We start from the raw sequence: 25,863 nt of genomic DNA, 5'->3' as shown, positions 1-25,863 counted from the left end.
CCCCCTAACCCCCCTTAATAAGGGGGGGACAAGATTCTTCTCAAAGTCCCCCTTCTTAAGGGGGATTTAGGGGGATCTAGACTCAGCTATCAACAAGATATACAAAGGTTTTTAGGGGATTGTTGACAGCAATGGGCCCGGCACTACCCCTACTTTTCAGACTTGATACAACTTCCAACTAGCCATCGCCAACATTCCGTAAATAACCAACTTTAGCGGGCGTTGAGGCATAATTTGGCAGAATTTAGCACCCACTAAAACTCCCGGCACCGAACCCAACCAAATCGGCAAAACTAAACTCCAGTCTACCGTTCCGAGGCTGAGGTGTCCCAGAGATGTAAACATCAACAAAATTGCCGCCTGCGAAATATCTGTACCCACCAATTTAGAAGTATCCAGGCGGAAAAAAGCAATCAGCAACAGTGCAAACATCGCACCGGAAGACACGCTAGTGATTCCCACTATGCAGCCTAAAATTGCTGCCGCACTCACTGTACAAATACGGCCATAATTAGTATTTAAGTCCCATTTAGCGGGGGAAGGCAATTTAAAACTAGGGAAAAATGTTTTGACCACTAATTTGGTCAGCGATAAAGCGACAATTAGTGCGATCCCTACTCCGAGACAGCGCAGCAATATGCTGTCTAAGTCCTGACTTCCGCTGGATTTGATGCAGTGTAAAATCCACACGCCAGTCAGCGAACCGGGCACGCTGCCCAAAGCCAGCCACTTAACTATTTGCAAGTCGAGGGTCTTTTGCTGCCAGTGTTTGAAGCCGCCAACAACTTTCATCAGTGTGGCAGCTACGACATCCGAACTAATAGCAATTGATGCTGGAATTTGGAAAACAAAAATTAACATTGGGGTGATGAGCGACGCTCCGCCAACTCCGGTCAAACCAACGATAATGCCCACGAAAAAGCTGAGAAACGATAGTAATAAGTAGTTCACGGTTATGCCCAAAAACTGTGTATTTAAGCGCTGCCAACCAACAAATAGATAACTTGGGTGGCTAGAACAACACAGCTACACAGGCTAAATATCGCTTGCATTTCAATATGCGTTGCCAGGAGTTTTGCTTTTAAAGGCTTGAGATTTCTCGCGTCTTAAGCTACAAAAATCTTGGTTAAAGTAAGTAAATGCAAATCAACAAAACTACAAAAAATGTAGTGTAAAAGCTCCCTGATTTTCTTATAGGTACCTGTGTAACTGATGAAAAACCCTGGATTCATTTATGGGGTTTATATTCGGCTTTCTACCTGGAAGTGACGAGCGTCACAGGTAAAGCATAGCTGAGGTTAACCGAGTCCTTGCCGGAAAAGAAATCGGGAGTTTCGAGAACATTAAAATGAATCAATGCCACAATGACAACAGTGAAGGCGGTTGATGATACTAAACCCGTCAATAACTCTTTTTTGAGGTTTTTTTCCTTGGGTTTGTCTGTAAAAACATCTAAAGTTCCTAGCTGCATCAACAGAATTCCCACAATATTGGAAAGCCAGTAGCCGACAATTGTGCAAGGAAACAGTAAATCTGGGGAAAGCCAACTAAAGATATACCCAAAGGCGTAGGCAATTGGCAGATTGAAAAATATGTCGTTCCACCAACACAGGGGTGATAGCAAATATCCAATTGCCAGAAGCAACCCGCCTCTGATCTTTTTAAACCAGACTTCGTTAAAGCCCTTAGCTTCGGGCAACTGTTGGCTTAGTTGTCCTGCAAGCTGGTACTCTTCAATGACTTTTTTAGCGTTTTCCACGTTAATAGCTCATTACTCGATCGACTTACCGTAGTTTAACAGCACAAATCAGTTATGTCTAGTAAGTCAATCTAGTTACCGTATTTTGTGGAATCGGCTAAATATACTTTGTTTGCGGTACTAAAATATCTATCCGAGAGAGGTTGTTGAGAATGCTGGCTGGTGATAATTTAGGCGCCGATCGACAAATTGAAAGTTTCCGGCAAATGCTTGACTGTTTGCCAAAGATATGCGGTGTCGATTCCCCAGTAAAATTGCAGGTAAACGAGCAAAAGCCCGATCGCGACTGTCACGCCCAGCAATTTAGGGACTATTTTCGCGACTGTCTCAAGCACTACGAATGCTGCCCAGATAGCAGCAGCTAAGATAAGAATGGAAGCGATCGTGGCAACTGTATCGCTGTTCATGATTAACTCCTGTTGACAATCAATCGGGTATTACAAGACTACTTGGGCCCAGGGCGGCGGCCAAAATCGAATAAATTACTCCAATCCCCAATAAGCCCACAGCGGAACTGAAAAATAAAACCATGCCGTCTGGGGGATTGTAGGTATCGTGGTCAATTTGGTGGCGAACGGTGAAGTAATGCTTAGTTGAGATTAAGACTGTGACCCAACCTATTAGAGAGAAAATTAAACCCAACTTCCACCCCATCGCCTGACGGTAATGTACGGGCATTTGCACGACGCGAAGTCGGATGATGACGACGCCAAAACCCATGAGGGCGATCGCAGCCCGCATCCATGCTAAGAAGGTGCGCTCATTTGCCGATCGATCGATCGCCCGCGACAGATTTTGCTGTTTTGTTTTCTCATCATCTACTTGCATCGGTGGGAGCTCACATCTTGCACCATTCTCGATAAGCCTTTTTTGGGCGGGCAGGATGCCCAACCCCCTACTCCCCACAAGAAAATGCACTTTTTGTGGAACAGGCATCTTGCCTGTTCTTGACAATGGTGCAACATCTCCGTTGGAACGATAATTGCACGCGATCGAACTCTTTAATCTTCATATTAAACCGCCACCATTATTCAGGTGCCATCAAACCAAACGAGCTAGAAGGAACGGTGAACATATAATAAATTACCCCAGCCCCTAGGATGGCGATCGCGAGGCTGAAAAGAATTACCCAGCGATCGGTAGGTTCATAAGTATCGTAATCGATATCGTGACGGACACCAAAGTAGTGCTTAGTTGAGAATAACACCGTCAGCAAACCCACTGCTGAAAAAAGCAAACCCAACTTCCAGCCATTGCCGGGAGTTGGGAGTAGAGGGGGATGAAAGGTGCGAAGGCGCACGATAACTACGCCAAAACCCATCAGCGATATTGCTGTCCGCATCCATGCTAAATAAGTGCGCTCGTTTGCCAAGTGATCCCGCACCCGCGACGGATTTGGTCGCTTAATCTTTTCTGTAATTACTTTTGTGGATTTCCAATTTAATAGCATAGATAAACCTTTTAATTTTAACGGGAAATGAGAAGGTAAACCGATATATTTTCGCTGGGGTGATTATCCGCCGGGTATTTATACCCGGCGGGATTTTGCGTTGCAACTGGCTTTAAACAGCCGATCGCATTACAACTTCACCAAAACTAATCATTTTCCTCAGTTGGTGCGTTGGGAACTTGCGTATCTATGTAAGCCTGAGTCACATCAGGAACAAACCAATTCGCATCCCCAGGCTGGAAAACCTTAGCCGTAGGAACGTTGAATTCTACAGCCCCCGTAGCGGGATTAGCTCTGGCTACAACTTGAGTGCCGTCAACTATCTTAACAGCTAGACCGCCAGTCAATTCTTCTGAAGGTTGATCGGTCGTTCTTAAATCGGTTGCTTTGACATCGCTGGCTAGATAAATTCCATCGCAATCCCATTTATGTTCAGTTGTTTGGCCGTCAGCTAGAAAATAAAGGGCATTCTCGTAAGAAGACTCCGCTGCTTTTTTGCGTTTCGGGCCGTAGACAGCCAGGGTTTTTCCTGTCTCGTTGCGGCACTGACCCCAAGGTTTTCCCGTTTCTAAAGTGTATTTTTGAAACTCCAATTGAGAGATTTTTTTCTGGAGTTCTTCAGGGGTATAATTCTGGGCGATATTGGGTGCGTCTTTCGCTGCCTTGAGAGTGTTCAGAGATTGAGTCACCTCTATGTAGTCGGGATTGCTCGCATATTTCGGCGTTTTTGGAGCGTCGGCCCAGGATGGGGGAACGAATACTAAATTGGCGGTCATTACCAAGAGCACTAAAACAAATTTGAAGATTTTCACAATTTTTCTCCTTTTCTCGATTGTCAGGTTTTTTCCAACTTTCTGTTTGCTTGCTATTTTAGGACTTAGGCAAAAACGATATCTCTTTAACTGGTTTGCCTGAAAAACCAAATTTTGCCGAAGCGAAAAATCTGTTTTTTTAGCATTATACCTATTGTCAAAGTCGCTCGGCGTGGGGTAGTGGCGAAGCGATCGGGCGAGCGTTTAGGGATTAATCCTCAATTTTTTAGCTCGGTTTGATTCACCACTACAGGATTTCTTGAGACAAGAGGTATATTGTTGCCTAAGTCTGGCAATTGGCTAGCTCAAAAGATGGTTTCAAGTTTCGTGACTACTTGAGGCTAAATTAGTTTGAAGCTGGTTTTAGCTTGGTCACTCACTTCCTTATTAACTTAGCATATTTGTTGATAAATTTCAAGCGATTTAGCGCAAGTTTTAAGCAAACAATTGTTAAGGGAAAAGTGATGAATTAGAACTTATGACTTATGGCTAATTATCTACCTATAGAGGGATGAAAGTAGCGGAAGCTTGGCTGATCATTAGTGAGATTAAAATGGCGGGATCAGCCGATAACTACCACTTTCAATCAGGATGAATATTCCCAAACCAATCAATACAAAAGGGACAGCAGCCTTGGTATAGCGAGTCAAAATATGGGCGATCGCCCTTTGGCGAGTTAACCGGTAAGCGACATAAGACCAAACACCTACCATCACCGAGAAAACCGCTAAAATCACCAGCAAGCTCGGCAAATCGCTGCTAGCAAACAGCGGCAAGTAAATACCGATGTTGTCACCCCCGTTAGCCACTGTTACCGCAGCCACATTCAAAGTTTGGGGGTTGAAAAGATTTACTAGCTTTGACACAGGTGAATTAGATTTCCGGTTAAATTCGCCCGATACTGCTTGTACGTCATTCTCCTCATTTTCTCTCTTGACTAAGTGACTGATGCCGATCGCGATCGGAACCAAACCCAGCAAGCCAATCCAAGCTTTCGGCACAATTAAACCGCCAAAAAAACCGGGCAAACTAGCAGCGATGAGTGCTGCAAATCCGAGGTACTTACCGACAAAGATATGCCGGGGGCGGAAAGTATCATTTACCTGGGCGAAGAACAGCATCGAAAGCACCATATCGTCGATATTGGTTGCGGCAAAAGATGTAATCCCGGCAATAATCGCTGCTGCAATCCAATTCATGTGCTGTCCCTGCAATTTTTTTAAACTTCAGTTCCGCTGGCGTTACCTCTGCTCATCGTTATCAAACAGAAAGCGCAACCAACTAAAGATATTATACTTAAAGTTGGGCTTGCCAGAGTGCCGCTTTTAACCAGAATCGCCATTCCCAATCCGATTAAAACAAAAGGCACAAGCTGATTGCCGTAGCGAGTCAAAGTATCTGCGATCGCCCGCATCTGAATTAACCGATAAGCAGCGTAGCACCAAACGCCCACCATCCCGAAGAATACAGTGAGAATCACCGCCAAACTTTCTAAAGTATTGCTAGCAAACAGCGGTACATATATCCCGATATTGTCGCCGCCATTTGCCACCGTCACCGCTGCTACGCTGTAAGTTTGAGGAGACAGAAAACTGCTAAAAAAAGATTTCTCAGATTGCTCTAATTCTGCCTCAACTTCCGAATCGTCAGTTTCGGAATTCAGCAAGCGGCTAAGCCCGATCGCAATTGGCAGCAAACCCAGCATTCCGATCCAATCTGGGGGAAAGATTAAGCGACCAAAAAACCCCGGAAGGCTAACAAAAACCAGTGCAGTAAAGCCCAGAAACTGACCGAAGACGATATGCCTGCGCCGAAATACTGCATTCACCTGCGAAAAAAACAGCAGCAGAATCAGAATATCGTCCAGATTCGTAGCTGTAAAAGCTGTCATACCAGTAGAAATAGCTGTTAGTAATTCATTCATTTCTGTGTCTCCTCAGATTTTTTATTTGGTTGTACTTGCTGGGATCGTATCTTCGGAACGGGCAAGATGCCCGTTCCACAAAAATTAAATTTTATTGTGGGTTCTTGATTCTAGCCCGCCATTGAAATGCTGATTGAGAATGCTGCAATATATCAGTAAAAACCCCGTTGCTTAAAAACTCTTTCTCGGAACAGCGAACTGGTAACTGTTAATCAAAAACGATCGCTGTCAAAGGGAACGGCTTTCAATCGAACACCACCGTAAATTGCATTTTCTTCCTCGAACTTGGCATGAATTGCGTCAATACCCTGCTCCATCGAACCCACAAGTCCCGGAGAACGCAGCCGTTGCCAGAAAAACCATCCGCAAGTAGCCACCAAGTACATCAAGAACAAGTAAGGAAACGCATCGTAAGGAGCTTCTGGAGGTGGGAACATAGTGCTGCCTGGAATGCCCACGCTGCCCGCAATCGGAATCATCATAAATGCGATCGCCACAGCCGAAAACGCTACATCCCGCACGCGCAATTTACCAATTTTGTGCAGGTACATCGGTGCGGCGATCGAAATTAAGACGTACACGGTTAAAAATCCGTAGCTGCAAATTGCCCCCAAATAACCCATACAATCGAACAGTTTGATGTTAAACATAGACATCACAGCAGGCACCAAAAATGTCATAAATGTACACATCGTTACTGCAACGTGGGGAGTTCTATTAGACGAATGCGCTACACCTAATGAAGAGTGAAACAAACCGTGCCTCGCCATCATAAAAAACACTCTCGCGGCTGGATTGATGCTGCCGAGCACGCAAGCAAAAAAGCTAAATAAAGCGCCGAAAGCCACTAACTCTCCCAGCCAACCCATGCCCACTTGTTGCGCTAGAAAAGTCAGAGGTTCTTCACTATTAGTAATAGAAACTCCAGTACCGCTAAAACCCAAAACCTCAATATAGGTCATCAAAATGAAGAATAAGCCTGCCATGACAGCACTGCCCATGACAGCCCTGGGGATATTTTTTAAGGGTTTTTTCGCTTCGTCGCCCAGAGATGTAGCGCTTTCAAAACCAGAGAAACCAAACATTACTAATACAAGTCCCGTCGCTATATTGCCGGGAGTTACGCCTTCCAAAGTTAATTGCGACATATCCAGGGCAAAACCTTTGTGCGCCCAGATGATCATTCCCAAGATAAAAATCGCTGCCACTGATGCCCCCTCCAGCCACAGCATCGCCATAGCAGAGAGTTGGATATCTTTATAACCTGCATACCAAGCAACGCCGGCCCCGATCGCTAACAGCGTAATCGGTGAGGGATGGATGCCTAAATGACCGATGAAAGTACCCGTAAAGTTGGCAAAACCACACAAAACGGCCATCGCAGTAAATAGATAAGCGAGTACCAAACTCCAGCCGCAAATTACGCCGGCAGTCGGGCCTAGTCCTTTAACAATATAAGAATAAAGAGAACCGGCAGAAGCCGATCGACTCGCAAATTGGTTGATATTGATGCTGACAAATACTAGGCCTATCAAGCCGATGAGAAAGCTCAGCCAAGCCCCGTTACCCGAAAGAGCGACAATTAACCCTATATTAGATGCTGGTATCGTTGTAGGTGCAATGACGGCAAAGGATTGAGCTAAAACCTCCCCAAAGGAGAGGCAGTCCGGCTTTAAGCCGTGGGGACTGTGATTTTTTGGCGTTTTCTTAGTCATTTATCAGAAAAATGGGTTTGAAACCCCGTCCTTTTAGGACGGCTTTACAGTTCGCCATGAGTTGTAAGCCAGAAACTTACAATCCGTGGGCTTTGCGTTTTGACACAGGCGTTTTCCTGTACCAAGACTGTGCAGGCTAATGCGAGATTTTTTCGCATCTTCGCCACCTACATAACACTTTCCATACGATAGATGCTTGACAATCCCCCCACGCTTCAATCCTTGCGACATGGAGCCACCGTAAGGACGGCGATATCCATTTTTCCCAGGGTTAAAAACGTGCAATTGTCTGCGATAAATACGGATGGGCTTACATTCCATCACCACCATATTTTCTGGTGATATATTGCCACCTACCAACAGGTAAGCTAGCACCCAAGAATCGACACAATGGGCATCAAAAACATTGGATAACTTTGCCTTACATTTTTTTAGACCTAATCTTTGACGAGTTAAGTAGGTGTCGGTATAGCCATCAAATAGGGTGAGAGGTGCAATTTTTTCCAACTCGGAATAACACCATTTTTTGCCAACTTCTAAAGGCGAAAATGACGTGTTCCACTTGTGGCAACCTTTTTTTGTCAATGCTTTTACATCCTCAATTCCAATACCGGAGAGGGGAAAGATGGTATCAAAAACTTTGACTACTCGGATTTTGAATTGCCAACGCGCCTTAGTGCTGGGAGGAATTGCGCCACGCGAACGGTTTTGACGAGGTTGGCGACAAGGTGTTTTTCGATTACGTCTTGCACGTCTGGCATTTGTACTTGTCTCTTCAGCATCTTTAACCCAATCAACAGCATGAAACTGCTGATTTAAGTAGGTGTGAGCTTTTGATTTGACTGTGTACCCCTCACGTTTAGAACCCGGATCGATTCCAACTGCTACGGGTTGAGTATGACGATTTGAAGGTTCAACGTTTAAGCGAACACAAAAGATCCCTTTACGGAAAAATGGTGTTGCTTTTCCAGATTTAATCCAACGCTCTGCCCTTGCGGGTGTTGTTGGCATTAAAGGACGTTGCTCAAAGTCCACTACAGGAACGTATTGCATGGTGTTTGTTTGGCGATAAGCCTAACTGTTTAATTTCCTTCGACTTTGACTAACGGAGTGGTTACGGGTTAGGAATAGCGCCTGTAACGTCCAATGAAAGTGCCACCTTCAGTTAGTTCAAATTGGCTTCTCGGCCGTTGTCTAGTCCTACTTGCGCTTGTGTTCCACCTATGGCTTGGTTTCTCTACAAGCCCCATCCCTTTAGGGTGGGGTTAGTGACTTATCTTCTCTCTTTTTGTCGATCGACTTTTGGCGATCGGCTTAAACTTGTCGGTGCTGCTTCAGCATCGGGCCCTGCGTTAGAAGCTTAAGTATCACCTTAAGGCTCTTGACAGGTAGAATCAAATGGTATTTTTTATCGAATTAATAAATACAAGTGATGCAATGCTGCAGCCAAAGAACTGTTGGAAGACGACACCTATCTGTCGCCACCAGCCCAAACCCTTGATATTAAAAGGAAAATTTAAATAGCGGCTGGCAACCGTCCTTTTTTGGTAATTCCAACCTGTACCAGAGACTCGATCGAAAAGTTCACGTCAAAGCTTAGCCGCAAGAGATTTTAATCTCAAAAAATAACTGTATTTAGTAAAGGAACCCTCAGCATGGCCGGAATGACGCTTGACCAACTGCGAGTTTTTCTAGCTGTCGCGGAACATCTGCACTTCAGCCGCGCAGCGGAGGAACTTTACATCACCCAACCCGCTGTCAGTGCGACAATCCAAAGCTTAGAGGCGCAATACGGAGTAAAACTATTCCACCGCATCGGCCGCCGCATCGAAATCACAGATGCTGGGAAGTTGCTGCAAGTTGAAACGCAGAAAATTCTAGACCAAGTTGCTTTGACAGAGAGAGGTTTGCGGGAGTTGAACGACTTGCAGCGAGGCGAATTAAACTTGGGTTGCAGTCTGACCATTGGCAATTATTGGTTGCCTGATAAACTTAGCAAGTTCAAACAAAAATATCCTGGTATTTGCGTGAATTGTACTCTGGCAAATGCCGAAGAAATTTGTGCAGGGACGGCGACGGGAACATTTGATTTGGGTTTAGTGACGGGAGACCTCAAAGCTTCGCTTAAGAGCACTCTGGAGGAAGAAGTTATAGGCAGCGAACGCTTGCTGATTGTAGTTGGCAAATCTCACCCTTGGTTTGAACGTGCAGAGGTGAGTTTAGCGGAAATTGCGAAAACGGATTGGGTGATGCGAGAAGCTGGTTCGGGAGTTCAGCAAATGTTGGAACAAGCTTTGCAAAGTTGGGGCATTAATCCCCATGAATTGAATGTAACTTTAGTTTTGAACAGCAGTGAAATGGTAAAAGCAGTGGTGGAAAGTGGCACAGGTGCAGCGGCTATTCCTGAATTGATGGTAAAAAAAGAATTGCAGCTATCTACACTGCGATCGATAAAAATTTCAGCTAGCGAACCGAGTTCAAATGTATCTTTTGAAATAATTAAACCTGTTTTGAAACTGAAACACCGACAGCGTTTTCAAACGGGAATTGCTAAAGCCTTTGAACAGATATTAACTTAAGGTGCGGGTAATATCATGTCTGATCGATCGCCAATAATACATAAGCCGGGGCGGGTTTGTGAGATTGTCCGTTAGGGGCAAATATTATTGGTGAACCCGCCCCTACAGGAATCAGGATAATCGACCGGACATGATATAATTGGTAATTCAGGACTTATACCAATTTAATGTGAAGTTGCACATATCTCGATCCCCCTCGCATACCCCCTACTCCCCCTGGTTGTTGGGGAGTAGGGGTTGACTTTGAGAAGAATCTTGTCCCCCCCTTAGTAGGGGCGGTGCGACCCCTACTCCCCGTGCCCGCCCTCTTGGCTAGGGGGGATCGGATTCTATGCAACCTCATAAAAAATTGGTATTACGCACCAATACTCAAGAAACCGGGTTTTTTACCGACATAAAAAGCTAAATTCCCTGTATTTTTGTACGGGACTTGTGCACCGATAGTCAGAAACCGGGTTTTTTTCCGAAAATCCTTCGTTGTAGGTCACAGATTAGGTAAAAAACCCGGTTTCTTTGGGCTGATGCGTCCAGGGCTGTTATCTCTCAACCAATTTCCTCAAGTCCAATAAATTTTTCCCCCCATCACCAACAATCAGCGGCAATTTCCCATCCCATTTTTCTATAGCCTGCCTTTCCAAAAGTTCGGGAGTCAAATTGTCCCGCAGCAACCTTTGCACTTCGGCTTCTCCCTTGGCTAAATTCACCTTAGCCTCGGCCTGTTTTACTGCCTTCAGCGCTAAAAACTCCCCTCTTTTTGCCTCCTGTTCGGCAATTTGTTTCGCCTCCACCGCCTCGCTAAACCGCTCAGAAAAGTGAACGTGTACTAAAGAAATATCGTCTACTGCAATGTGATATGTAACCAGCCTCAAGGTCAAAGAATCATCAACTGCGGCTTTAACTTCTCCCCGTTTAGTAATTATTTCTTCAGCCGTGTATTTGGCCATAACTGCTTTTAATACTTCTTCAACTGCCGGATCGATAATGCGAGCCACGACTTCTTTTTCGTCACCTATTTGTTGAAAAATAGCATTTGCTTCTTCTGGGATAATGTGCCAATTGAGCGCTACATCCGTGAAAACATCTTGCAAATCTTTTGAGGAAGCTTCAGCGGAACTTTCCTGTTTTTGTACCCTGACGCTCAACTTTTTTACAGTATAAACTGTGGGAACTATTACGTGAATTCCTTCTCCTAGTACCTGTTCTTGCACTTTGCCAAACTGCATCAGCACGCCCCGTTCTCCAGCGTTGACTATGATAAAAAATTTGGACAAAATAGCTAGAAATACTATTACTATAGCTAGTTGAACAGCTAGGTAAAACTCTTTATTTTTTTTATTGCTGGATTTGAGTGAGTCAACGTTACTGCTGGATTCTAAAACCATATTCCACCCCGATCGCACTTAATTCAATGACCAATATTGATTTAACCAATCTTCTATTTTCCTGCCATCAACAACTGTTCAAAATCCGCTGCCGCCAAAGGAGGACTGAACAAATATCCTTGCATTATATCGCACTTATAGCGCCAGAGAAAATCTTTTTCGGCTTCTGTTTCAACTCCTTCGGCAATTACCTCAAGACAGAGACTGTGCGCCATTTCAATAATAGCTTTGACAATCGCTGCATTTGTGCAACCATCGGTGATATTGCTGATAAAACAGCGGTCTATTTTTAAAGTATCGAAGGGGTATTGCGTCAGATAGCTTAAAGAAGAATACCCAGTTCCGAAATCGTCAAGAGATATACAAACTCCCAAATTTTTCAAATGTTGCAAAGTCGCGATCGCACTTTCCGCATCTTCTACCATCAAACTTTCTGTCAGCTCTAATTCTAAACTGCTCGCTTGCAAACCAGTCTCTGCTAAAATGTGGGCAACTCTGCTGCTGAGATCCGGTTGGTGAAATTGGCGTGGCGACAGATTTACCGCTATTCGGAGCGGGAAACCAGCATTTTGCCAAACTTGCATTTGCCTGCAAGCTGTCTGCAAAACCCACTCGCCTAACTGTACAATGAAGCCAGTTGCTTCGGCCTGGGGAATAAATTCTGCGGGCGAAATCAGCCCTTTTTCTGGATGCAGCCAGCGCACTAAAGCTTCTGCGCTGATAATTTTACCAGTGTGGACATTGACCTGCGGCTGATAATAAACTTGGAATTCTTCTCGTTCCAGTGCGTCGCACAAACTTGTTTTTATCCGATCTAATTTGTCGGCATCTTGGATCAATTCGCTGCTTTGCGATCGCAAAGTATTGTACTGTTCGGCGACAGCTTCTTGTTTTTTCAAGCGGCTCGATATCGCTCCCACAAGTTCAGCTTTAGTAAAAGGTTTAGTCAGGTAATCATCTGCTCCCAATTCCATACCTTGCCGCATTTCACAGCGATCGGCTTTACCGGTCAGAAAAACAAAAGGTACTGTAGCAGTAACAGGATTAGATCGCAAGGCCACCAGCACCCCATACCCGTCAAGTTCTGGCATCATCACGTCGCAAATAATCACGTCGGGAACATTTGACACCGCCGCATATAAACCTTGCGATCCATTTTCTGCACCCGTCACGTCGAAACCTTCAGCTTTGAGGAGTTTGAGAATATTCTCGCGAATTACTTGCTCGTCCTCAATCACTAGAATCTTTTTCATACGTCATTCCCTGAAAGCGGTATAATTGATAGGCGTTACTGAACGCGATAAGCGTCCCAATAACTGAGAACGCACAGCTCGATCGACCAAACAGCGGAATATTTTCCGACACAAATAGCAAACACCTGAAAAACGCTAATTTTTCAAGCACAACTAGATTAATGTTTCTGTGCTTACTCAGTGCCGTCCGTATTATTACGAGGTTAATTGATAATCTCTCAACTAATTCTAGGCGATCGACAGTTAGCAGCGCCTTAAATAACTGCTAAACTAATTGTGCCGCCTGAACGATTGTCTGCAAACAATCTCAGCCTATTTATAGCAGTTGCCAAAAATCATGCAACTGCAAGCAAGTTCCAAACCCTTGCATAGTCAGTCTTTCCCCCTTCTTGAATGTAAAATCTCAACTTTTAAATCTCAAATGGTATTACCTACTGGATTCCCTGAACCCGCACAGATTGGGGTGATAGAAGTTAAGCAATATCCTCAGTACCGCGCTGTCACCTACACCCACGCGGGCGATTTGCGACAAGCAACTGGCATCGCCTTCAATCCCTTATTTCAACACATCAGCAACAACCAAATTGCGATGACAACGCCAGTAGAAGCGCGCTACACCGAAACTTCCGGGCAAATCGATGCGGTTCCCCAAGCTGAAGTTTCGTTCCTCTATCCCACACCAAATATCGCCCCCAGCAGCGTTAACTCCGCTGTAGAAATCACGGATACTTCGCCGATGACGGTTGTCAGCATCGGCGTGCGCGGGGCCTACACTTGGGAAAGCTACGAAAATAATCTCCAGAAACTCAAAGATTGGCTTCAAGAACATCCTGAATATGAAATAGTTGGGCCGCCGCGTCGCTTTTTTTACAATTCCCCGATGACGCCGGAAGCAACTAAAATCAGCGAGGTACAAATTCCGATCAAGTGCCGCTGACGTGAACAACTAATTCGCGAATGTGACCCCGCTGGCGGTGTTCCCACAGGTAAATTCCCTGCCAAGTTCCTAACAGCAACCTGCCGCGATCGATCGGGATTTGTTCAGAAGTATGAGTCAGCGCCGTGCGAATGTGCGCCGGCATATCGTCTGGGCCTTCGGCATCGTGAATGTAGCGATCGTCCTCCGGTACCAGTTTAGCTAAAAAGTTAGCCAAATCCTTAAGTACATCCGGGTCAGCATTTTCTTGAATCACCAAACTAGCAGAAGTGTGGCGCAAAAATAAGCTACAAAGTCCTGTTTTAATACCTGAAGTCGCCACCGCATCTTCTATCTTAGGAGTGATTTTGGACAGAGATTTCCCGGTAGTTTGAATCTTGAGTATCTGTTGATAGTGATTCATTCGATTCTAGATTGTAGATTTTAGATTTTAGATTTTGGATGAGACTGATGCCAAACTCTTCTGTTGGCGGAGGTAGACTTTGTTTGTATAAGATCGATTTCTAATCGCACTTATGAAAAATAGTCTACAACAGCTTGGGCGATCGCCTCCGTACCATTTTTATCCAATTTATCCGACAAACAGGGCGGATGCAGCGGTTGTCGCAAAAACTCCCAATCCCCCTCAAAAAACTCCGTCGCCGTCAAAATTTGATGTTCCGCATAATTTTGAATCCCTTCCAGCAACACCGCAGCTTCTGCAAAACCTTCTCTCCTTATAGAAACAACAGGTATTTCCAAACGCAAAGCTTCCGCAAAAGTGCTGTATCCCGGTTTAGAAACTAAGCGCCCGCAGACAGGCATAATATCAACCGGACGCGGTAAAATCGGGAAAGATTTTGCAAACTCCTGATTTTTGACTTTAATCAAATTCGGCAAATCGGGAGATCCAGCATCAAAAGTAATAAATTGCCAGTCGCTAAATTGCTGTAAATTTTGATAAGGAATTTCCTCTAAACCCAATCCGCCGAAAGTCAACAATACAGTTTTTTCCAGCGGTGTTTCGATGCCGAATACTTCCCGAATTTTTTCGTTACTGTAGCGAGGATTGCCGCCAGTCAAGCCCACATCTTGAATATTTGGGAAAGCTGGCATCGGTTCGTGCAAAGGAAGACGAAAAAGTCGATCGCACATTCCGAAACATTCACCAATCCAATCTGCCATTTCTACAAATTCCCCGCCCCAATCGCGATAGATAAAATCCCACCCAAAATTGCTCATCATCCAGCAGGGAACCCCAGCCGCTGCCGCCATTCGCGTTGCCAAAGGAGGAATATCTGCCAGCACCAAACCTACCCGATTTTGCTTGATAAAAGTAACTTCGCTGGCAATTAGGGAATTTTGCTTTTTCCGAATTTCCCGCAATTTTTCCAGCGTCGCATCTTTATCCATATTCAAACTGTCAGCTTGTACCACACCCACATCAAAAGCGCGGGGACGGTGGATAAAGTCGCCCGTAATATAAGATTCTAGCAGCCAGCGAGGTGCTGTTGTTGTGATAATTAGTAAGATATCTGGATTTAATTCTTGAATTTTTGCAGCTACGGAGGAGACTCGGACAGCGTGCCCGAATCCGTGATTTGTGATGGCAATATATAATGTTGGTCGAGACATTAATAATAGGGGGGAATTGGGAATTGGGAATTGGGAATTGGGCATCGGGGATCGGCCAAACAGGGAATTGGAATTGGAGGTAGAGACTGGAATGAAACAAGGCCAAGTTTCAAGCGGGAGCATCTCAATGAAAGCAGCAAAGCTCGAAATTGGAATTAGGAGTCAGGAGTCAGGAGCCAGGAGAAAAGAGTCAGAAGGAAGAAGAAAGAAGTGTTTTTGCAAATATGAGATGCTCCCGTTTCAAGGGACGCAGAACGAACAATGACAAAATTAATAACTAATGACTATCCAATATACAAGAACTCATCAATCGCGCGCACCCTCAGACCAAACAGGTAATTGATTAATCTTGTCCAGCGTTATATCTACATACTTTTTACCGTCTGCCGCCAGATTTTCCCCAAAATATCCCTCATCGCCGTCGTGCTTGTGAGGGCCGCTCAAAGCTGCTGCATAGCGGCCTTGCAAACGAGCTTGGTTGAAAGGAGAAGTCGCGTACCAGTACCAGCGACTCGGAAAAACTATGCCGCCAATATCCTCAATTGAATCGCGGGTGCCGCGAAAGTGGAAAATGCGATCGGCCTCTGCAAAACCATTTTCTCCCGAAAAGACGCCCCCAACCGAAACAACCGTAATTTCTGCCTTCAGCCATTCTTTAAGATAGCGAGTAGCACCCAAAGCAACTTGTGCGCCGCCGCTAGTGCCAATTAAAATAACTTTCAAAGGCTTTTGAGGATTAACTGAAATGGGAGATTGAGCATTCATGCGCTCTATAATTGCCTTAGCCATTCCCTGATTGTATGCAAATCCGTAGCGATAATCTAGAGAAATTGCAAACCTCCAGAGATTGCGAATTTTGATGAATATATCCCCCGCAATCGGCCCGCTTTTTGCCTGTTCTGCAAACCGCCAAAAAGGAGCTAGCCACCGCTCTCCTCCTAAACTTTTGTTAGACGCTGAATAAGGAAAAACATCGCCCACTGCTACGCACTGCGGGTGACTTTTAACTAAACGCTTGAGAAAAAACTCTTCACCAGGGGTTAATTCATCCCCCGAAAAATCGCCAACTCCCGGTAAAAAGATGATATAACAATTGATCTGCGAAGACTTGCGGGCTTCTAAATTGCCCTTGTTTGAGGGCAATATCTCCGGCGGATTTTTCTTGATACCAAACGTTTCGGCACTTTGATTCAGCCACCATATAACAGTTCCCACCGGCGAAAGAATGCCCCAAACTAACAGGATTACACCTGCGATGAGCAACAAATTTAAACTTCCCCCGCGCAGCCATGCAAGTATCCGTAAAATCAATCTTAGCATTTAATAAAATCTGGTAGAATGCCAATTAATTACCTAATTATCTAGAAATAGTTCGGTGATTCTGCTGTATTAGAGCTTATTTTGTAAAAGTTGTCAACTATCTTGAGGAGCAGGAGTTCAACGTGAAGGGAGAAGATTCAATTGCAGGCTTGGGGGCAACCCTTTGGAACGCACTTTCTTTGAATGGCAATTTTTACGAAAAAACTCCCTACACTCGCAGAACTAAGCGGATAGCTTTAACAATTGTAATTTTAGCTGCGCTGTCCCGCGTGTTGGGCAGCGCTGTCATTTTGTTAATCAATCGAACTGAGCTATCAGTGTTATTTTTAGCACTTTGGATAGATGGTTTGGCAATCGCGGGGGGTTATTATTTTTGGACTTTCACTATCTTTAAAATCGGAGAGTGGCTGAAGCAGGGGCACGTAACTTATGGGGAGTTGTTGGTTCCGATCGGCTTTGCTTACGCGCCACAAGTGCTGAATTTTTTAACGCTAATTCCCTTGCTGGGAGAAGGAATTGAGCGGATATTAGCTGTGTGGAGTTTGCTAGCTGTAATTGTGGCGGTTCGCCAAGGTTTGGATATTCAAACTCGCTGGGCGGTGTTAATTTGTTTTGTGGGTTGGCCGTTGATTCAAATTGCGATCGGCTTTGTGAAAGTAGTTGAACAGTTGCTTTCACGATGGCTTTAATTCATCAATACGGAAGGAAAATACTAACCTCGCTTCCCTCTCCGGGTTCCGACTTGCAAATTAGCTTTCCTCCATGTTGTTCTACCACAATTTGATAACTGATAGACAATCCCAAACCCGTCCCCTTACCTACCTCTTTAGTAGTAAAAAACGGGTCAAATATTTTACCCAATACCTCCGAACTCATCCCCACACCATTATCTACAATGCGAATTGCTACTTGATTTCCTTCGGCGACTTCAGTGCAAATCTGAATTGTCGAGTCAACTTCCCTCCCTCTTTTTTCGCGAGACAAAGCATCAATAGCATTAGTCAGTACATTCATAAAAACCTGATTAATTTCTCCCGGATAGCAGTTCACTAAAGGCAAATTGCCGTACTCCTTGAGCACTTGAATATCAATTAATTTGTGATCCAAAATCATCAACGTGCTGTCGATACCTTCGTGGAGATTAACCCATTTTCTATCTGATTCATCTAGCCGAGAAAAGTTTCGCAGCGACAGCACGATATCGCGAACTCTCGCAGCACCAACTCTCATTGAATCTATCATTTTAGTGAAATCAGTCATCAAAAAATCTAAATCTATTTGCTCTGTTTCATTGACTATTTCTTGCACGGGATTTGGGTAATGATTTTGGTATAAACGTAGTAAATCTAGTAAGTTTTCAGCGTATTCATTGGTGTAATGTAAATTTCCATAAATAAAATTAATCGGGTTATTAATTTCGTGAGCAATTCCCCCGACGACTTGCCCTAAACTGGACATTTTTTCACTTTGAATTAGCTGCAATTGAGTGTGGCGGAGTTCTTCCAATGCAGTTTGCAATTTCTCAGTTCTTTGCGCTACTCGCGTTTCCAGAATAGTATAAAAACGGGCATTTTCTAGAGAAATAGCTGCTTGTGCAGACAATATTCCCAAAATTTCTAGCCTGTCGCTAGTAAAAGCACCTTTTGTTAAATTATTTTCTAAATAAAAAATTCCCGTAAGGTTGCCTTGATGGATAATCGGCAATACCAGGATAGATAGGGGTTTATTGGTGGCAATATACGGGTCAAATTGGAATTGATCGGATCGGGTAGCATCGTCTAAAACCAAGTATTGTTGGGTTCTTTCTACATAGTTAATTAAGGAAATGGGCAGAATCTCGGATTCGGCAATCGGGATAGATTGTAACAGAGTTACATCATTTAACTCACCTGTAACTCCAGCTTCTATGAATAATTGATTACCTGTCTTGGCAAGAAATAATACTTTTTGAGCGCCTGCGTTTTCCTTCACAAGCTGTACGAGTTTCTCTAGCAAACGGCTGAGGATAATTTCGCTCGAAACAGCTTGAGATGCTTTGACAACTGTTGGTAAATCCAGCATCAAGCTATTGTCAACAGTAGTGGTAGCAGTCATGAGATCAACATTTTTAGATATTGCTCCTTGATTGCGATCGACTAAATAATGATAACGGGATTCTAAGTATTTAACTTTTGCTATAGCTCCCCAGCGGATGTAGGCATAATAAGCTTTGGTCAGATAAGAGCGAGAAATTATCTCTTTATCCAAAGATTGATAAAACTCTCCAGCTAATTCATATGCTAATGCTTCTTCTTGGATGTAACCGTTAGCAGCAGCTCCTTTAATAGCGAAGTCATAATAATCCATTGCTGCAAGTTTATCGCTAAAAATTCTAGCTTTCTCAGCTTCAACTAAGTCGTACTTGTGCTGATAATTCATGGGTGCATGGTAGGCCCACTTTTTCATGATTTGCTGATTATAGTTAACAATAGCTAAGTCTGCTTCTTGATTGTCACTGTCAGGATAGTTAGCCAGGAGGGCCAGCGAATAGTAGAAATTGTGTACCCCAACAGTGATTAAGCCGATCGCCCCATCTGCGTATTCTGCCGCTAATTTACCGCTGGCCACAGCCGCAGCATAATCTTTAAGTAAATAAAGCAGCATCAATTTAGCAACATAAGCTGCAAACAGCGACATTCGATTATTTTCTTTCTGCCAACGCGACATCACAGCAGGTTCATCCAACCTGTCGCTAACTAATCGTACTTGCTCTGCTGTTTGGCTTCTTAAGCTTGAAGCAAGTAATTGCCAAATCTTAGCATAACCTATGGCAAATTCGTGTTTATTCTTTATCAAATAATCCATATAAATGCTTTGTTTTTCCGTGACATATTCTAGCGGTTCTCCAACCATAAATAAATTAGTAATATAGTGCTTAGAATTATAAATCGCCCATTCTACATCACCACTTTCCAAACCAAAATTCCTTCCTTCTAGAAAGGAAGCAAGTGTATTTTTAGTAGACTCTTTCCATATTCTGATATGACCATTAAACATTACATAAACCTTAGCTTTCTGTTGGCTAGCATTAAATTGTTCTAGCAGCTTTAAAGCGATTAGCCCAGCGTAGTAGCCAGCTTCGATGTCGCCTTCGATGCCGCACAGCATCATTCCATAAAGAGTATAAGGAAAAGTGGCTAATGCTGAATGACCGCGATCGATACAAAGATTGACCATAGTCAAGACGAGGGAGGAGACAATTTCTGGTTTGGCAATATAAGCAGGAGGATAGAGGGCTGTCAGGATTTCCATAGCTGCCAGTTGATAAGGATCTGTCATAACTGGCAGGTTCTCTAATTCCTCAATTCGCGGCAATTTTGGCACTGCAATAGTTGGGCTGTCTAATAGGTTTATTCCCAGCATTTTCAGCACTTCTAGACCAGTTTCAACAGCTTGTAGCATCTGGCTTTGAGCCTGATAAAATATGATTTTTAGCTGATACACTTTTACTATGTCAAGCTGGTTTTTAGCCGATCGCAAAACCACTTCTGCCAAAACTTCTGCTTGCTCAAAGTTGGTGTTTAAATATTCCGCTTCCAGCGTCTCTACATACAACCGCAGCGTCATGCTATAGTTGCGATCCCAGCTATCCGGTGCTAATAACGACATTCCCACATTCAAATACTTAACAGCGGGTTCATAAGCGTTAGCTGCTTTTGCCTTATGTCCAGCGATTAAATTTAATCCGGCTAATTCATCTTTTTCGGATTGTCGCCTGAGACAATCAATTCCTACATTCAACTGGTTGATAATATCAAAAATTTTCTCTTCTACTTTCTCTGCGGGCGTATTTTTCAACAGCAATTTACCGATGCTAAGATGAGTGGCTTTCTTTTCGTCATCAGGAATCAGCGAATATGCAGCTTGCTGGACGCGATCGTGCAAAAATTTATAGCTGACTCGCGAAGAATCGAAAGTTAAATTAGCTCCTGCTTCTCCATCTAAAAATAAAGGAATGAGGTAAGTCTCATTCAAGGGAAGTATTAACCCCGCTTGCAAAGCATCCCAGAGTTCAGTCGCAGTGACTGACGGAGATTTTTCGTTGACAGTAGATAGAACATCTAAAGTGAATTTGTCCCCAACACAAGCCGCCAATTTCAAAACTTGTTGTGTAGTCTCTGGCAACTGTTGAATCCGACTGGCTACCAGTTCAACTACACTCTTATCTATGATGCCAATAGCGTGAATATCCTCAATGTTCCACTGCCACTGCCCTTTTATTCCGGGAGACAGCAGCCCGGTAAAGTCAAATCTCAAAAGTTTTTCTTGATAAAGAGTGTTGAGCAATTGCGTCAAGAAAAAAGGATTGCCACCACTCTTATTCCAAATTAACTCCGCTAAAGGTTGAATTCTTTCTGAGTCATTAAATGTCTCAGAAATCAACTCAGTCACCTGGGCTAAAGAAAGAGGTTCCAGAACTAAATTGTTGAGAATAATCCCCGTTTCTTGAAGGTACTCTACTGTTTGCATTAAAGGATGTGTAGAGCTAACTTCATGGTCTCGATAGGCTCCAATTAATAGTAAATATTTGCTATCTGGGTCAGTCGCCAGCAATTCCATTAATTTCAATGTCGCTGAATCTGACCACTGCAAGTCATCGATAAATATGACTAAGGGATGCTCTTTTCGCGCGAATACGTGGATAAATTCTTTGAATAGCCTGTTAAAGCGGTTTTGTGCTTCTGTGGGGGGAAGTTCCGCAACCGCAGGCTGTTTGCCAATTACCAATTCTAGTTCGGGAATCACGTCAATAATTACTTGTCCGGCATCGCCTAGTGCGGCTAAAAGTTTATCTTGCCAATCTTGTAATTTTTTGATATTTTCCGTAAGTAACTGCTGGATCAAAGATTGAAAAGCTTGAATTAAAGATGCGTAAGGTATATTCCGCTGGAATTGGTCAAATTTACCTGAAATAAAATAACCCCGCTGTCTGGTGATGGGTTTTTGAATTTCGCTAACTACGGCCGATTTCCCTATACCTGCATAACCAGAAACTAGAATCACTTCAATTTGGGAAGGGGAAGAATCTTCGTCGCAAGGATTAGCTACACGTTCAAATGCTGCCAATAGTTCGCTGACTTGTGTTTCCCGCCCGTACAATTTTTGAGGAATCAACAACTGACTCAATATATCTAAGTTTCCTGGCGTAAAATCGACTATCTTCCCTGTAGTTTCTAACTGATATAAACACATTTCTAAATCGGCTAACAAGCCGCCGGCTGTTTGATATCTATTTTCGGCATTTTTAGCCATTAACTTCATCACAATTTGTGAAATTGCTGGTGGAATGTCGGAATTAATTTGCTCCGGCAAAATTGCTTGAGAAGCGATGTGACTGTAAACTATTTCTAAAGGGTCGTTGCTCATAAATGGCAATTGACCTGTCAGCATTTCATATAAAGTGATTCCTAGAGAATAAAAGTCGGTGCGGTAGTCGAGGGTGCGGTTCATTCTCCCGGTTTGTTCGGGAGACATATAAGCAAAAGTACCGACTATAGAGTTAATATTATTTATTTGGGGATTTTCTTTGGACAAGCGTGAAGCAATCCCGAAATCTGTCAGTTTAATAATTCCTGTTGCGCTGTGTATGATGATATTGCTTGGCTTAATATCTTTGTGAATAATTTTTTGAAGGTGCAGATATTCTAAGGCTTTTATGAGTTGGATGCCAAACGTCAAACAGGTGATGACTTCGAGCTTTTGTCTCGACAGGAGGCGATCGAGAGATTCGCCCTCAAAGTCTTCTAAAAGCAAGCCGAGACGGTTGTCAAAGGTTTCTAGGCTAAGGACTTTAACTAGGCCGGGATGGTCTAAATCTTGGCGAATGCGATACTCGTGCTTGATCCGAGTAATTGCATCAAGGGTGGGATATTCAGCTTTCAGGATTTTGAGTACGGTTGTCTGCTGCTGGGTGGGGATTTTTCCTCGATAAATAATCGTTTCGATACCTTCGTGGAGAGTGGAGTGGATTTGGTATTGCGAGAGAAATTGCATGGAGTTCTGCTGAGAGTTGAAAATATATGTGATTCTAGTCTGTGTTCGCTGTTGACTGTGGGCTGTTGGCTGACGGCACGACCACCCTCAACCGTCAAAAGTCTTGACATGGCAACTGTTATATGCTTCATTCAACCATGTACTTAGGCAAACAAAAATTAAGCTTAATTTACTGGAACAAGAATATGATTTATACATAACAATGATATTATTCATGCAATCAAGCCATTTTGCTACTATTATTCTCAATTAATATCCGATCGACAGCGGACGGCAACCACACCCCTACTATTCGGGTCTCCCCACTGTCCCTACCTCCTTAGCAAGATACATTGTTAAAGAAGGAAATACACAAAAATTTACATCTATAATTTGTGTAGTGTTCCAAATCGCTCCTCACCAGCAGCGATACAGCCCTCGCCAAGACAGTAGGATAGAAAAAATATGTTTGAACGCTTTACAGAACAAGCCATTAAAGCAATCATGCTAGCCCAAGAGGAAGCGCGACGCCTCGGTCACAATTTTGTAGGCACCGAGCAAATCCTCCTGGGACTCGTCGGCGAAGGCACTGGCATCGCTGCAAAAGTATTACTGGATATGGGCCTCAACTTGAAAGAGGCGCGCAATGAAATTGAAAATATCATCGGTAGAGGTTCCGGGTTCCTCCCGCCGGAAATTCCTTTTACACCCCGCGTCAAGCGCATTTTTGAGACGGCCCTCAACGAAGCGCGGCAGTTAGGGCACAATTACATCGGCACCGAGCACATCCTGCTAGGGTTGATTCAGGACGATGAAGGGGTGGCGGCGAAGGTGCTGCAAAACTTGGGAATCGATCGCCAGAGAGTCCGCACCCAGGTAATTCGTGCCGTGGGAGAAGTCGCGGCGGTACCCGGAGGTAGGGGAGATAGCGGCGATCGCAAAATCCCGACTTTAGAAGAATTTGGCACAAACCTGACTAAGTTAGCCGCAGCCGGCAAACTCGATCCCGTAGTGGGCCGCGAAAATGAAATCGAGCGCGTGATCCAAGTCCTCGGCCGCCGCACGAAGAACAATCCAGTGTTAGTCGGCGAACCGGGAGTCGGCAAAACCGCCCTCGCCGAAGGCTTAGCCCAGCGGATTGTTAATAGAAACGTCCCGGAAATTTTAGAAGACAAACAAGTAATCAGCCTCGATATGGGTTCGCTGATTGCTGGTACAAAGTTCCGAGGCGAATTTGAAGAACGGCTGACGAAAATCATGGCCGAAATTCGCGCTGCCGGCAACATCATTCTGGTCATCGATGAAATTCACACCTTAGTCGGTGCAGGCGCAATTCAAGGTAGCATGGACGCATCCAATATGCTCAAACCAGCCCTTGCCAGAGGCGAATTGCAGTGTGTCGGCGCAACTACCCTGGACGAATATCGCAAACACATCGAGCGCGACGCTGCCTTAGAACGGCGCTTCCAACCGATCAAAGTCGGTGAACCGAGCGTGGCTGAAACAATAGAAATATTGTACGGGTTGCGATCGGCTTACGAACAGCATCACAGACTGACAATTTCCGACGCAGCTTTAGAAGCAGCGGCCACACTGTCAGACAGATACATTAACGATCGGTTTTTGCCAGACAAGGCGATCGACTTAATTGACGAAGCAGGTTCCCGCGTCCGCGTGATGAATTCGCAAACCCCGCCCGAAGTTAAAGAGCTCAAAAAGCAACTGCCTGCAGTAACAAAAGAAAAAGATGCAGCAGTGCGCGAGCAAGACTTCGACAAAGCTGGAAAATTGCGCGATCGCGAATTAGAAATTGAAGCCGAAATCGCCGAAGCTACGATCAACAAAAGCCAACTCAAAACTTCTCCCATCGTCACCGAAGAAGACATCGCCCACATCGTGGCTAATTGGACGGGAGTACCAGTCAGCAAGCTGACAGAATCCGAATCGGAATTGCTGCTGCACATGGAAGACACTTTGCACCAGCGCTTGATCGGTCAAGAAGAAGCTGTCAGCGCAGTTTCTAGGGCTATCCGCCGCGCGCGGGTAGGCTTGAAAAATCCCAATCGCCCGATCGCCAGTTTCATCTTTTCCGGCCCCACAGGCGTCGGCAAAACGGAACTTACAAAAGCCCTAGCAACATATTTCTTCGGTTCCGAAGAAGCCATGATTCGGTTAGATATGTCCGAATTCATGGAACGCCACACGGTTTCCAAACTCATCGGTTCGCCTCCGGGTTACGTCGGCTACGACGAAGGCGGCCAACTAACAGAAGCAGTCCGGCGCCGTCCTTACACGGTCATCTTGTTCGACGAAATCGAAAAAGCTCACCCGGATGTCTTCAACATGATGCTGCAAATCTTGGAAGACGGCCGCTTAACTGATGCTAAAGGTCGGACAGTAGACTTTAAGAATACACTACTGATCATGACCTCAAACATCGGTTCGCGAGTGATTGAAAAAGGTGGCGGCGGTCTCGGTTTCGAGTTTGCTGAAAGTGCCACAGACGTTCAGTACAACCGCGTTCGCAGCTTGGTAAACGAAGAACTGAAACAGTTTTTCCGTCCCGAATTTATCAACCGCTTGGATGAGATTATCGTCTTCCGCCAGTTGAACAGGGAAGAAGTCAAGCAGATTGCGGACATTATGTTGCAGCAAGTCTTCAGCCGCTTAACCGAACAGGGTATTACTTTGTCGGTGACAGACCGGTTCAAGGACTTGTTAGTTACAGAAGGCTACAATCCCAGCTACGGTGCTCGACCTTTGCGCCGCGCAATCATGCGGTTGTTGGAAGATGTACTGGCTGAGGAAATGCTGTCTGGGAAGCTGAAAGACGGCCAAAAGGCGATCGTTGATGTGGATGAAAACGGTCAGGTTAAGGTAGTACCCGATGGTTCATCTGAGCCGAAATTGCCCGAATTCGCATTAAGCCATTAATGCACTCTAAAAACGGATAAATACTGTTGATTAAAAACCCGGTTTCTTCGAGAAACCGGGTTTTTAATTAAAAAATACCAGTAAAAAAAAAGCAACTTAGGAATGAGAATTAAATAACTTAGAATTTTGATGGTTCTTGTGGGATGGGCGTCCCGCCCGTCCAGAAAGGGCG

The 25,863-nt window shown here is 44.4% G+C and carries 22 protein-coding genes; 6 read left to right on the top strand and 16 right to left on the bottom strand.

Annotated features, from left to right (window positions below):
- Nucleotides 1-156: 156 nt before the first annotated feature.
- The 10 genes from QUB35_RS33395 to QUB35_RS33350 all read right to left on the bottom strand — a co-directional run bounded on the left by QUB35_RS33395 (nt 157) and on the right by QUB35_RS33350 (nt 8,713).
- Nucleotides 157-951 (bottom strand): sulfite exporter TauE/SafE family protein, encoded by a 795-nt coding sequence (locus tag QUB35_RS33395; RefSeq protein WP_333146431.1) that lies wholly within the window; start codon nt 949-951, stop codon nt 157-159.
- A 304-nt stretch (nt 952-1,255) separates the two neighbouring features.
- On the bottom strand, nt 1,256-1,759 hold the full coding sequence (locus QUB35_RS33390) for a hypothetical protein (RefSeq protein ID WP_333146429.1): 504 nt from the start codon (nt 1,757-1,759) through the stop codon (nt 1,256-1,258).
- Nucleotides 1,760-1,929: 170 nt separating this feature from the next.
- The gene (locus QUB35_RS33385; protein ID WP_333146427.1) at nt 1,930-2,166 is read right to left on the bottom strand and encodes a hypothetical protein; all 237 of its coding nucleotides are present in this window, start codon (nt 2,164-2,166) and stop codon (nt 1,930-1,932) included.
- A gap of 19 nt (nt 2,167-2,185) precedes the next feature.
- Nucleotides 2,186-2,695, bottom strand: a complete 510-nt coding sequence (locus QUB35_RS33380) for a DUF202 domain-containing protein (RefSeq protein ID WP_333146425.1) — start codon at nt 2,693-2,695, stop codon at nt 2,186-2,188.
- Between the two features lie 91 nt (nt 2,696-2,786).
- Nucleotides 2,787-3,209, bottom strand: a complete 423-nt coding sequence (locus QUB35_RS33375; protein ID WP_333146423.1) for a DUF202 domain-containing protein — start codon at nt 3,207-3,209, stop codon at nt 2,787-2,789.
- Nucleotides 3,210-3,355: 146 nt separating this feature from the next.
- Nucleotides 3,356-4,021, bottom strand: a complete 666-nt coding sequence (locus QUB35_RS33370; protein WP_333146422.1) for a hypothetical protein — start codon at nt 4,019-4,021, stop codon at nt 3,356-3,358.
- Nucleotides 4,022-4,569: 548 nt separating this feature from the next.
- The gene (locus tag QUB35_RS33365) at nt 4,570-5,220 is read right to left on the bottom strand and encodes a cadmium resistance transporter (RefSeq protein ID WP_333146421.1); all 651 of its coding nucleotides are present in this window, start codon (nt 5,218-5,220) and stop codon (nt 4,570-4,572) included.
- A 20-nt stretch (nt 5,221-5,240) separates the two neighbouring features.
- Nucleotides 5,241-5,945: a cadmium resistance transporter gene (locus tag QUB35_RS33360; protein ID WP_333146419.1), complete on the bottom strand. Its 705-nt coding sequence runs from the start codon at nt 5,943-5,945 to the stop codon at nt 5,241-5,243.
- A 212-nt stretch (nt 5,946-6,157) separates the two neighbouring features.
- The gene (locus tag QUB35_RS33355; protein WP_333146417.1) at nt 6,158-7,660 is read right to left on the bottom strand and encodes an APC family permease; all 1,503 of its coding nucleotides are present in this window, start codon (nt 7,658-7,660) and stop codon (nt 6,158-6,160) included.
- Between the two features lie 33 nt (nt 7,661-7,693).
- The gene (locus QUB35_RS33350) at nt 7,694-8,713 is read right to left on the bottom strand and encodes an RRXRR domain-containing protein (protein ID WP_333146415.1); all 1,020 of its coding nucleotides are present in this window, start codon (nt 8,711-8,713) and stop codon (nt 7,694-7,696) included.
- A 170-nt stretch (nt 8,714-8,883) separates the two neighbouring features.
- Between QUB35_RS33350 and QUB35_RS33345 the strand changes: the two genes are divergently transcribed.
- Together QUB35_RS33345 and QUB35_RS33340 are read left to right on the top strand one after the other, a co-directional pair.
- The gene (locus tag QUB35_RS33345) at nt 8,884-9,024 is read left to right on the top strand and encodes a hypothetical protein (RefSeq protein ID WP_333146413.1); all 141 of its coding nucleotides are present in this window, start codon (nt 8,884-8,886) and stop codon (nt 9,022-9,024) included.
- A 291-nt stretch (nt 9,025-9,315) separates the two neighbouring features.
- Entirely contained in the window at nt 9,316-10,239 is a 924-nt protein-coding gene (locus QUB35_RS33340; RefSeq protein ID WP_333146411.1) for a LysR family transcriptional regulator, read from the top strand.
- 536 nt (nt 10,240-10,775) lie between these two features.
- On the opposite strand, the gene QUB35_RS33335 is transcribed toward QUB35_RS33340, so the two are convergent.
- Complete coding sequence (locus tag QUB35_RS33335) at nt 10,776-11,621, bottom strand: prohibitin family protein (RefSeq protein ID WP_333146409.1); 846 nt, start codon at nt 11,619-11,621, stop codon at nt 10,776-10,778.
- A 53-nt stretch (nt 11,622-11,674) separates the two neighbouring features.
- On the bottom strand, nt 11,675-12,874 hold the full coding sequence (locus QUB35_RS33330; RefSeq protein WP_333146407.1) for an EAL domain-containing response regulator: 1,200 nt from the start codon (nt 12,872-12,874) through the stop codon (nt 11,675-11,677).
- Between the two features lie 421 nt (nt 12,875-13,295).
- Here QUB35_RS33330 and QUB35_RS33325 point away from each other — a divergent pair, with 421 nt between their 5' ends.
- Nucleotides 13,296-13,811 (top strand): heme-binding protein, encoded by a 516-nt coding sequence (locus QUB35_RS33325; protein WP_333146405.1) that lies wholly within the window; start codon nt 13,296-13,298, stop codon nt 13,809-13,811.
- Here the strand turns inward: QUB35_RS33325 and QUB35_RS33320 are convergent.
- Nucleotides 13,798-14,214, bottom strand: coding sequence for a secondary thiamine-phosphate synthase enzyme YjbQ (locus QUB35_RS33320; RefSeq protein ID WP_333102699.1), 417 nt, complete (start codon nt 14,212-14,214; stop codon nt 13,798-13,800). The two genes, QUB35_RS33325 and QUB35_RS33320, sit on opposite strands and share 14 nt — an antisense overlap.
- Before the next feature lie 110 nt (nt 14,215-14,324).
- Nucleotides 14,325-15,425 (bottom strand): glycosyl transferase, encoded by a 1,101-nt coding sequence (locus tag QUB35_RS33315; protein ID WP_333146403.1) that lies wholly within the window; start codon nt 15,423-15,425, stop codon nt 14,325-14,327.
- A gap of 127 nt (nt 15,426-15,552) precedes the next feature.
- On the opposite strand from QUB35_RS33315, the gene QUB35_RS33310 reads away from it, so the two are divergent.
- Nucleotides 15,553-15,690 (top strand): hypothetical protein, encoded by a 138-nt coding sequence (locus QUB35_RS33310; RefSeq protein WP_333146401.1) that lies wholly within the window; start codon nt 15,553-15,555, stop codon nt 15,688-15,690.
- 41 nt (nt 15,691-15,731) lie between these two features.
- On the opposite strand, the gene QUB35_RS33305 is transcribed toward QUB35_RS33310, so the two are convergent.
- Nucleotides 15,732-16,745, bottom strand: coding sequence for a hypothetical protein (locus QUB35_RS33305; protein WP_333146399.1), 1,014 nt, complete (start codon nt 16,743-16,745; stop codon nt 15,732-15,734).
- A gap of 122 nt (nt 16,746-16,867) precedes the next feature.
- Here QUB35_RS33305 and QUB35_RS33300 point away from each other — a divergent pair, with 122 nt between their 5' ends.
- A complete protein-coding gene (locus tag QUB35_RS33300) occupies nt 16,868-17,434 on the top strand; it encodes a hypothetical protein (RefSeq protein WP_333146397.1) in 567 nt (188 codons plus the stop codon).
- 4 nt (nt 17,435-17,438) lie between these two features.
- Here QUB35_RS33300 and QUB35_RS33295 read toward each other — a convergent pair whose 3' ends face one another.
- The gene (locus tag QUB35_RS33295) at nt 17,439-22,778 is read right to left on the bottom strand and encodes an AAA family ATPase (protein ID WP_333146395.1); all 5,340 of its coding nucleotides are present in this window, start codon (nt 22,776-22,778) and stop codon (nt 17,439-17,441) included.
- A gap of 444 nt (nt 22,779-23,222) precedes the next feature.
- Here QUB35_RS33295 and QUB35_RS33290 point away from each other — a divergent pair, with 444 nt between their 5' ends.
- Complete coding sequence (locus tag QUB35_RS33290; RefSeq protein WP_333146393.1) at nt 23,223-25,691, top strand: ATP-dependent Clp protease ATP-binding subunit; 2,469 nt, start codon at nt 23,223-23,225, stop codon at nt 25,689-25,691.
- Nucleotides 25,692-25,863: the final 172 nt, after the last annotated feature.

It is taken from the genome of Microcoleus sp. B13-B6 (genome assembly GCF_036705405.1).
In the GTDB taxonomy this organism is placed as follows: Bacteria; Cyanobacteriota; Cyanobacteriia; order Cyanobacteriales; family Microcoleaceae; genus Microcoleus.
This window is presented reverse-complemented; position numbering and strand designations above follow the sequence as displayed.

What these genes read in the sequence shown, in the direction of transcription:
- QUB35_RS33385 (WP_333146427.1), bottom strand. Translation starts at nt 2,166, where the DNA reads ATGAACAGCGATACAGTTGCCACGATCGCTTCCATTCTTATCTTAGCT.
- QUB35_RS33380 (WP_333146425.1), bottom strand. Translation starts at nt 2,695, where the DNA reads ATGCCTGTTCCACAAAAAGTGCATTTTCTTGTGGGGAGTAGGGGGTTG.
- QUB35_RS33375 (WP_333146423.1), bottom strand. Translation starts at nt 3,209, where the DNA reads ATGCTATTAAATTGGAAATCCACAAAAGTAATTACAGAAAAGATTAAG.
- QUB35_RS33365 (WP_333146421.1), bottom strand. Translation starts at nt 5,220, where the DNA reads ATGAATTGGATTGCAGCAGCGATTATTGCCGGGATTACATCTTTTGCC.
- QUB35_RS33360 (WP_333146419.1), bottom strand. Translation starts at nt 5,945, where the DNA reads ATGAATGAATTACTAACAGCTATTTCTACTGGTATGACAGCTTTTACA.
- QUB35_RS33355 (WP_333146417.1), bottom strand. Translation starts at nt 7,660, where the DNA reads ATGACTAAGAAAACGCCAAAAAATCACAGTCCCCACGGCTTAAAGCCG.
- QUB35_RS33350 (WP_333146415.1), bottom strand. Translation starts at nt 8,713, where the DNA reads ATGCAATACGTTCCTGTAGTGGACTTTGAGCAACGTCCTTTAATGCCA.
- QUB35_RS33345 (WP_333146413.1), top strand. Translation starts at nt 8,884, where the DNA reads ATGGCTTGGTTTCTCTACAAGCCCCATCCCTTTAGGGTGGGGTTAGTG.
- QUB35_RS33340 (WP_333146411.1), top strand. Translation starts at nt 9,316, where the DNA reads ATGGCCGGAATGACGCTTGACCAACTGCGAGTTTTTCTAGCTGTCGCG.
- QUB35_RS33335 (WP_333146409.1), bottom strand. Translation starts at nt 11,621, where the DNA reads ATGGTTTTAGAATCCAGCAGTAACGTTGACTCACTCAAATCCAGCAAT.
- QUB35_RS33330 (WP_333146407.1), bottom strand. Translation starts at nt 12,874, where the DNA reads ATGAAAAAGATTCTAGTGATTGAGGACGAGCAAGTAATTCGCGAGAAT.
- QUB35_RS33325 (WP_333146405.1), top strand. Translation starts at nt 13,296, where the DNA reads ATGGTATTACCTACTGGATTCCCTGAACCCGCACAGATTGGGGTGATA.
- QUB35_RS33320 (WP_333102699.1), bottom strand. Translation starts at nt 14,214, where the DNA reads ATGAATCACTATCAACAGATACTCAAGATTCAAACTACCGGGAAATCT.
- QUB35_RS33315 (WP_333146403.1), bottom strand. Translation starts at nt 15,425, where the DNA reads ATGTCTCGACCAACATTATATATTGCCATCACAAATCACGGATTCGGG.
- QUB35_RS33310 (WP_333146401.1), top strand. Translation starts at nt 15,553, where the DNA reads ATGAAAGCAGCAAAGCTCGAAATTGGAATTAGGAGTCAGGAGTCAGGA.
- QUB35_RS33305 (WP_333146399.1), bottom strand. Translation starts at nt 16,745, where the DNA reads ATGCTAAGATTGATTTTACGGATACTTGCATGGCTGCGCGGGGGAAGT.
- QUB35_RS33295 (WP_333146395.1), bottom strand. Translation starts at nt 22,778, where the DNA reads ATGCAATTTCTCTCGCAATACCAAATCCACTCCACTCTCCACGAAGGT.
- QUB35_RS33290 (WP_333146393.1), top strand. Translation starts at nt 23,223, where the DNA reads ATGTTTGAACGCTTTACAGAACAAGCCATTAAAGCAATCATGCTAGCC.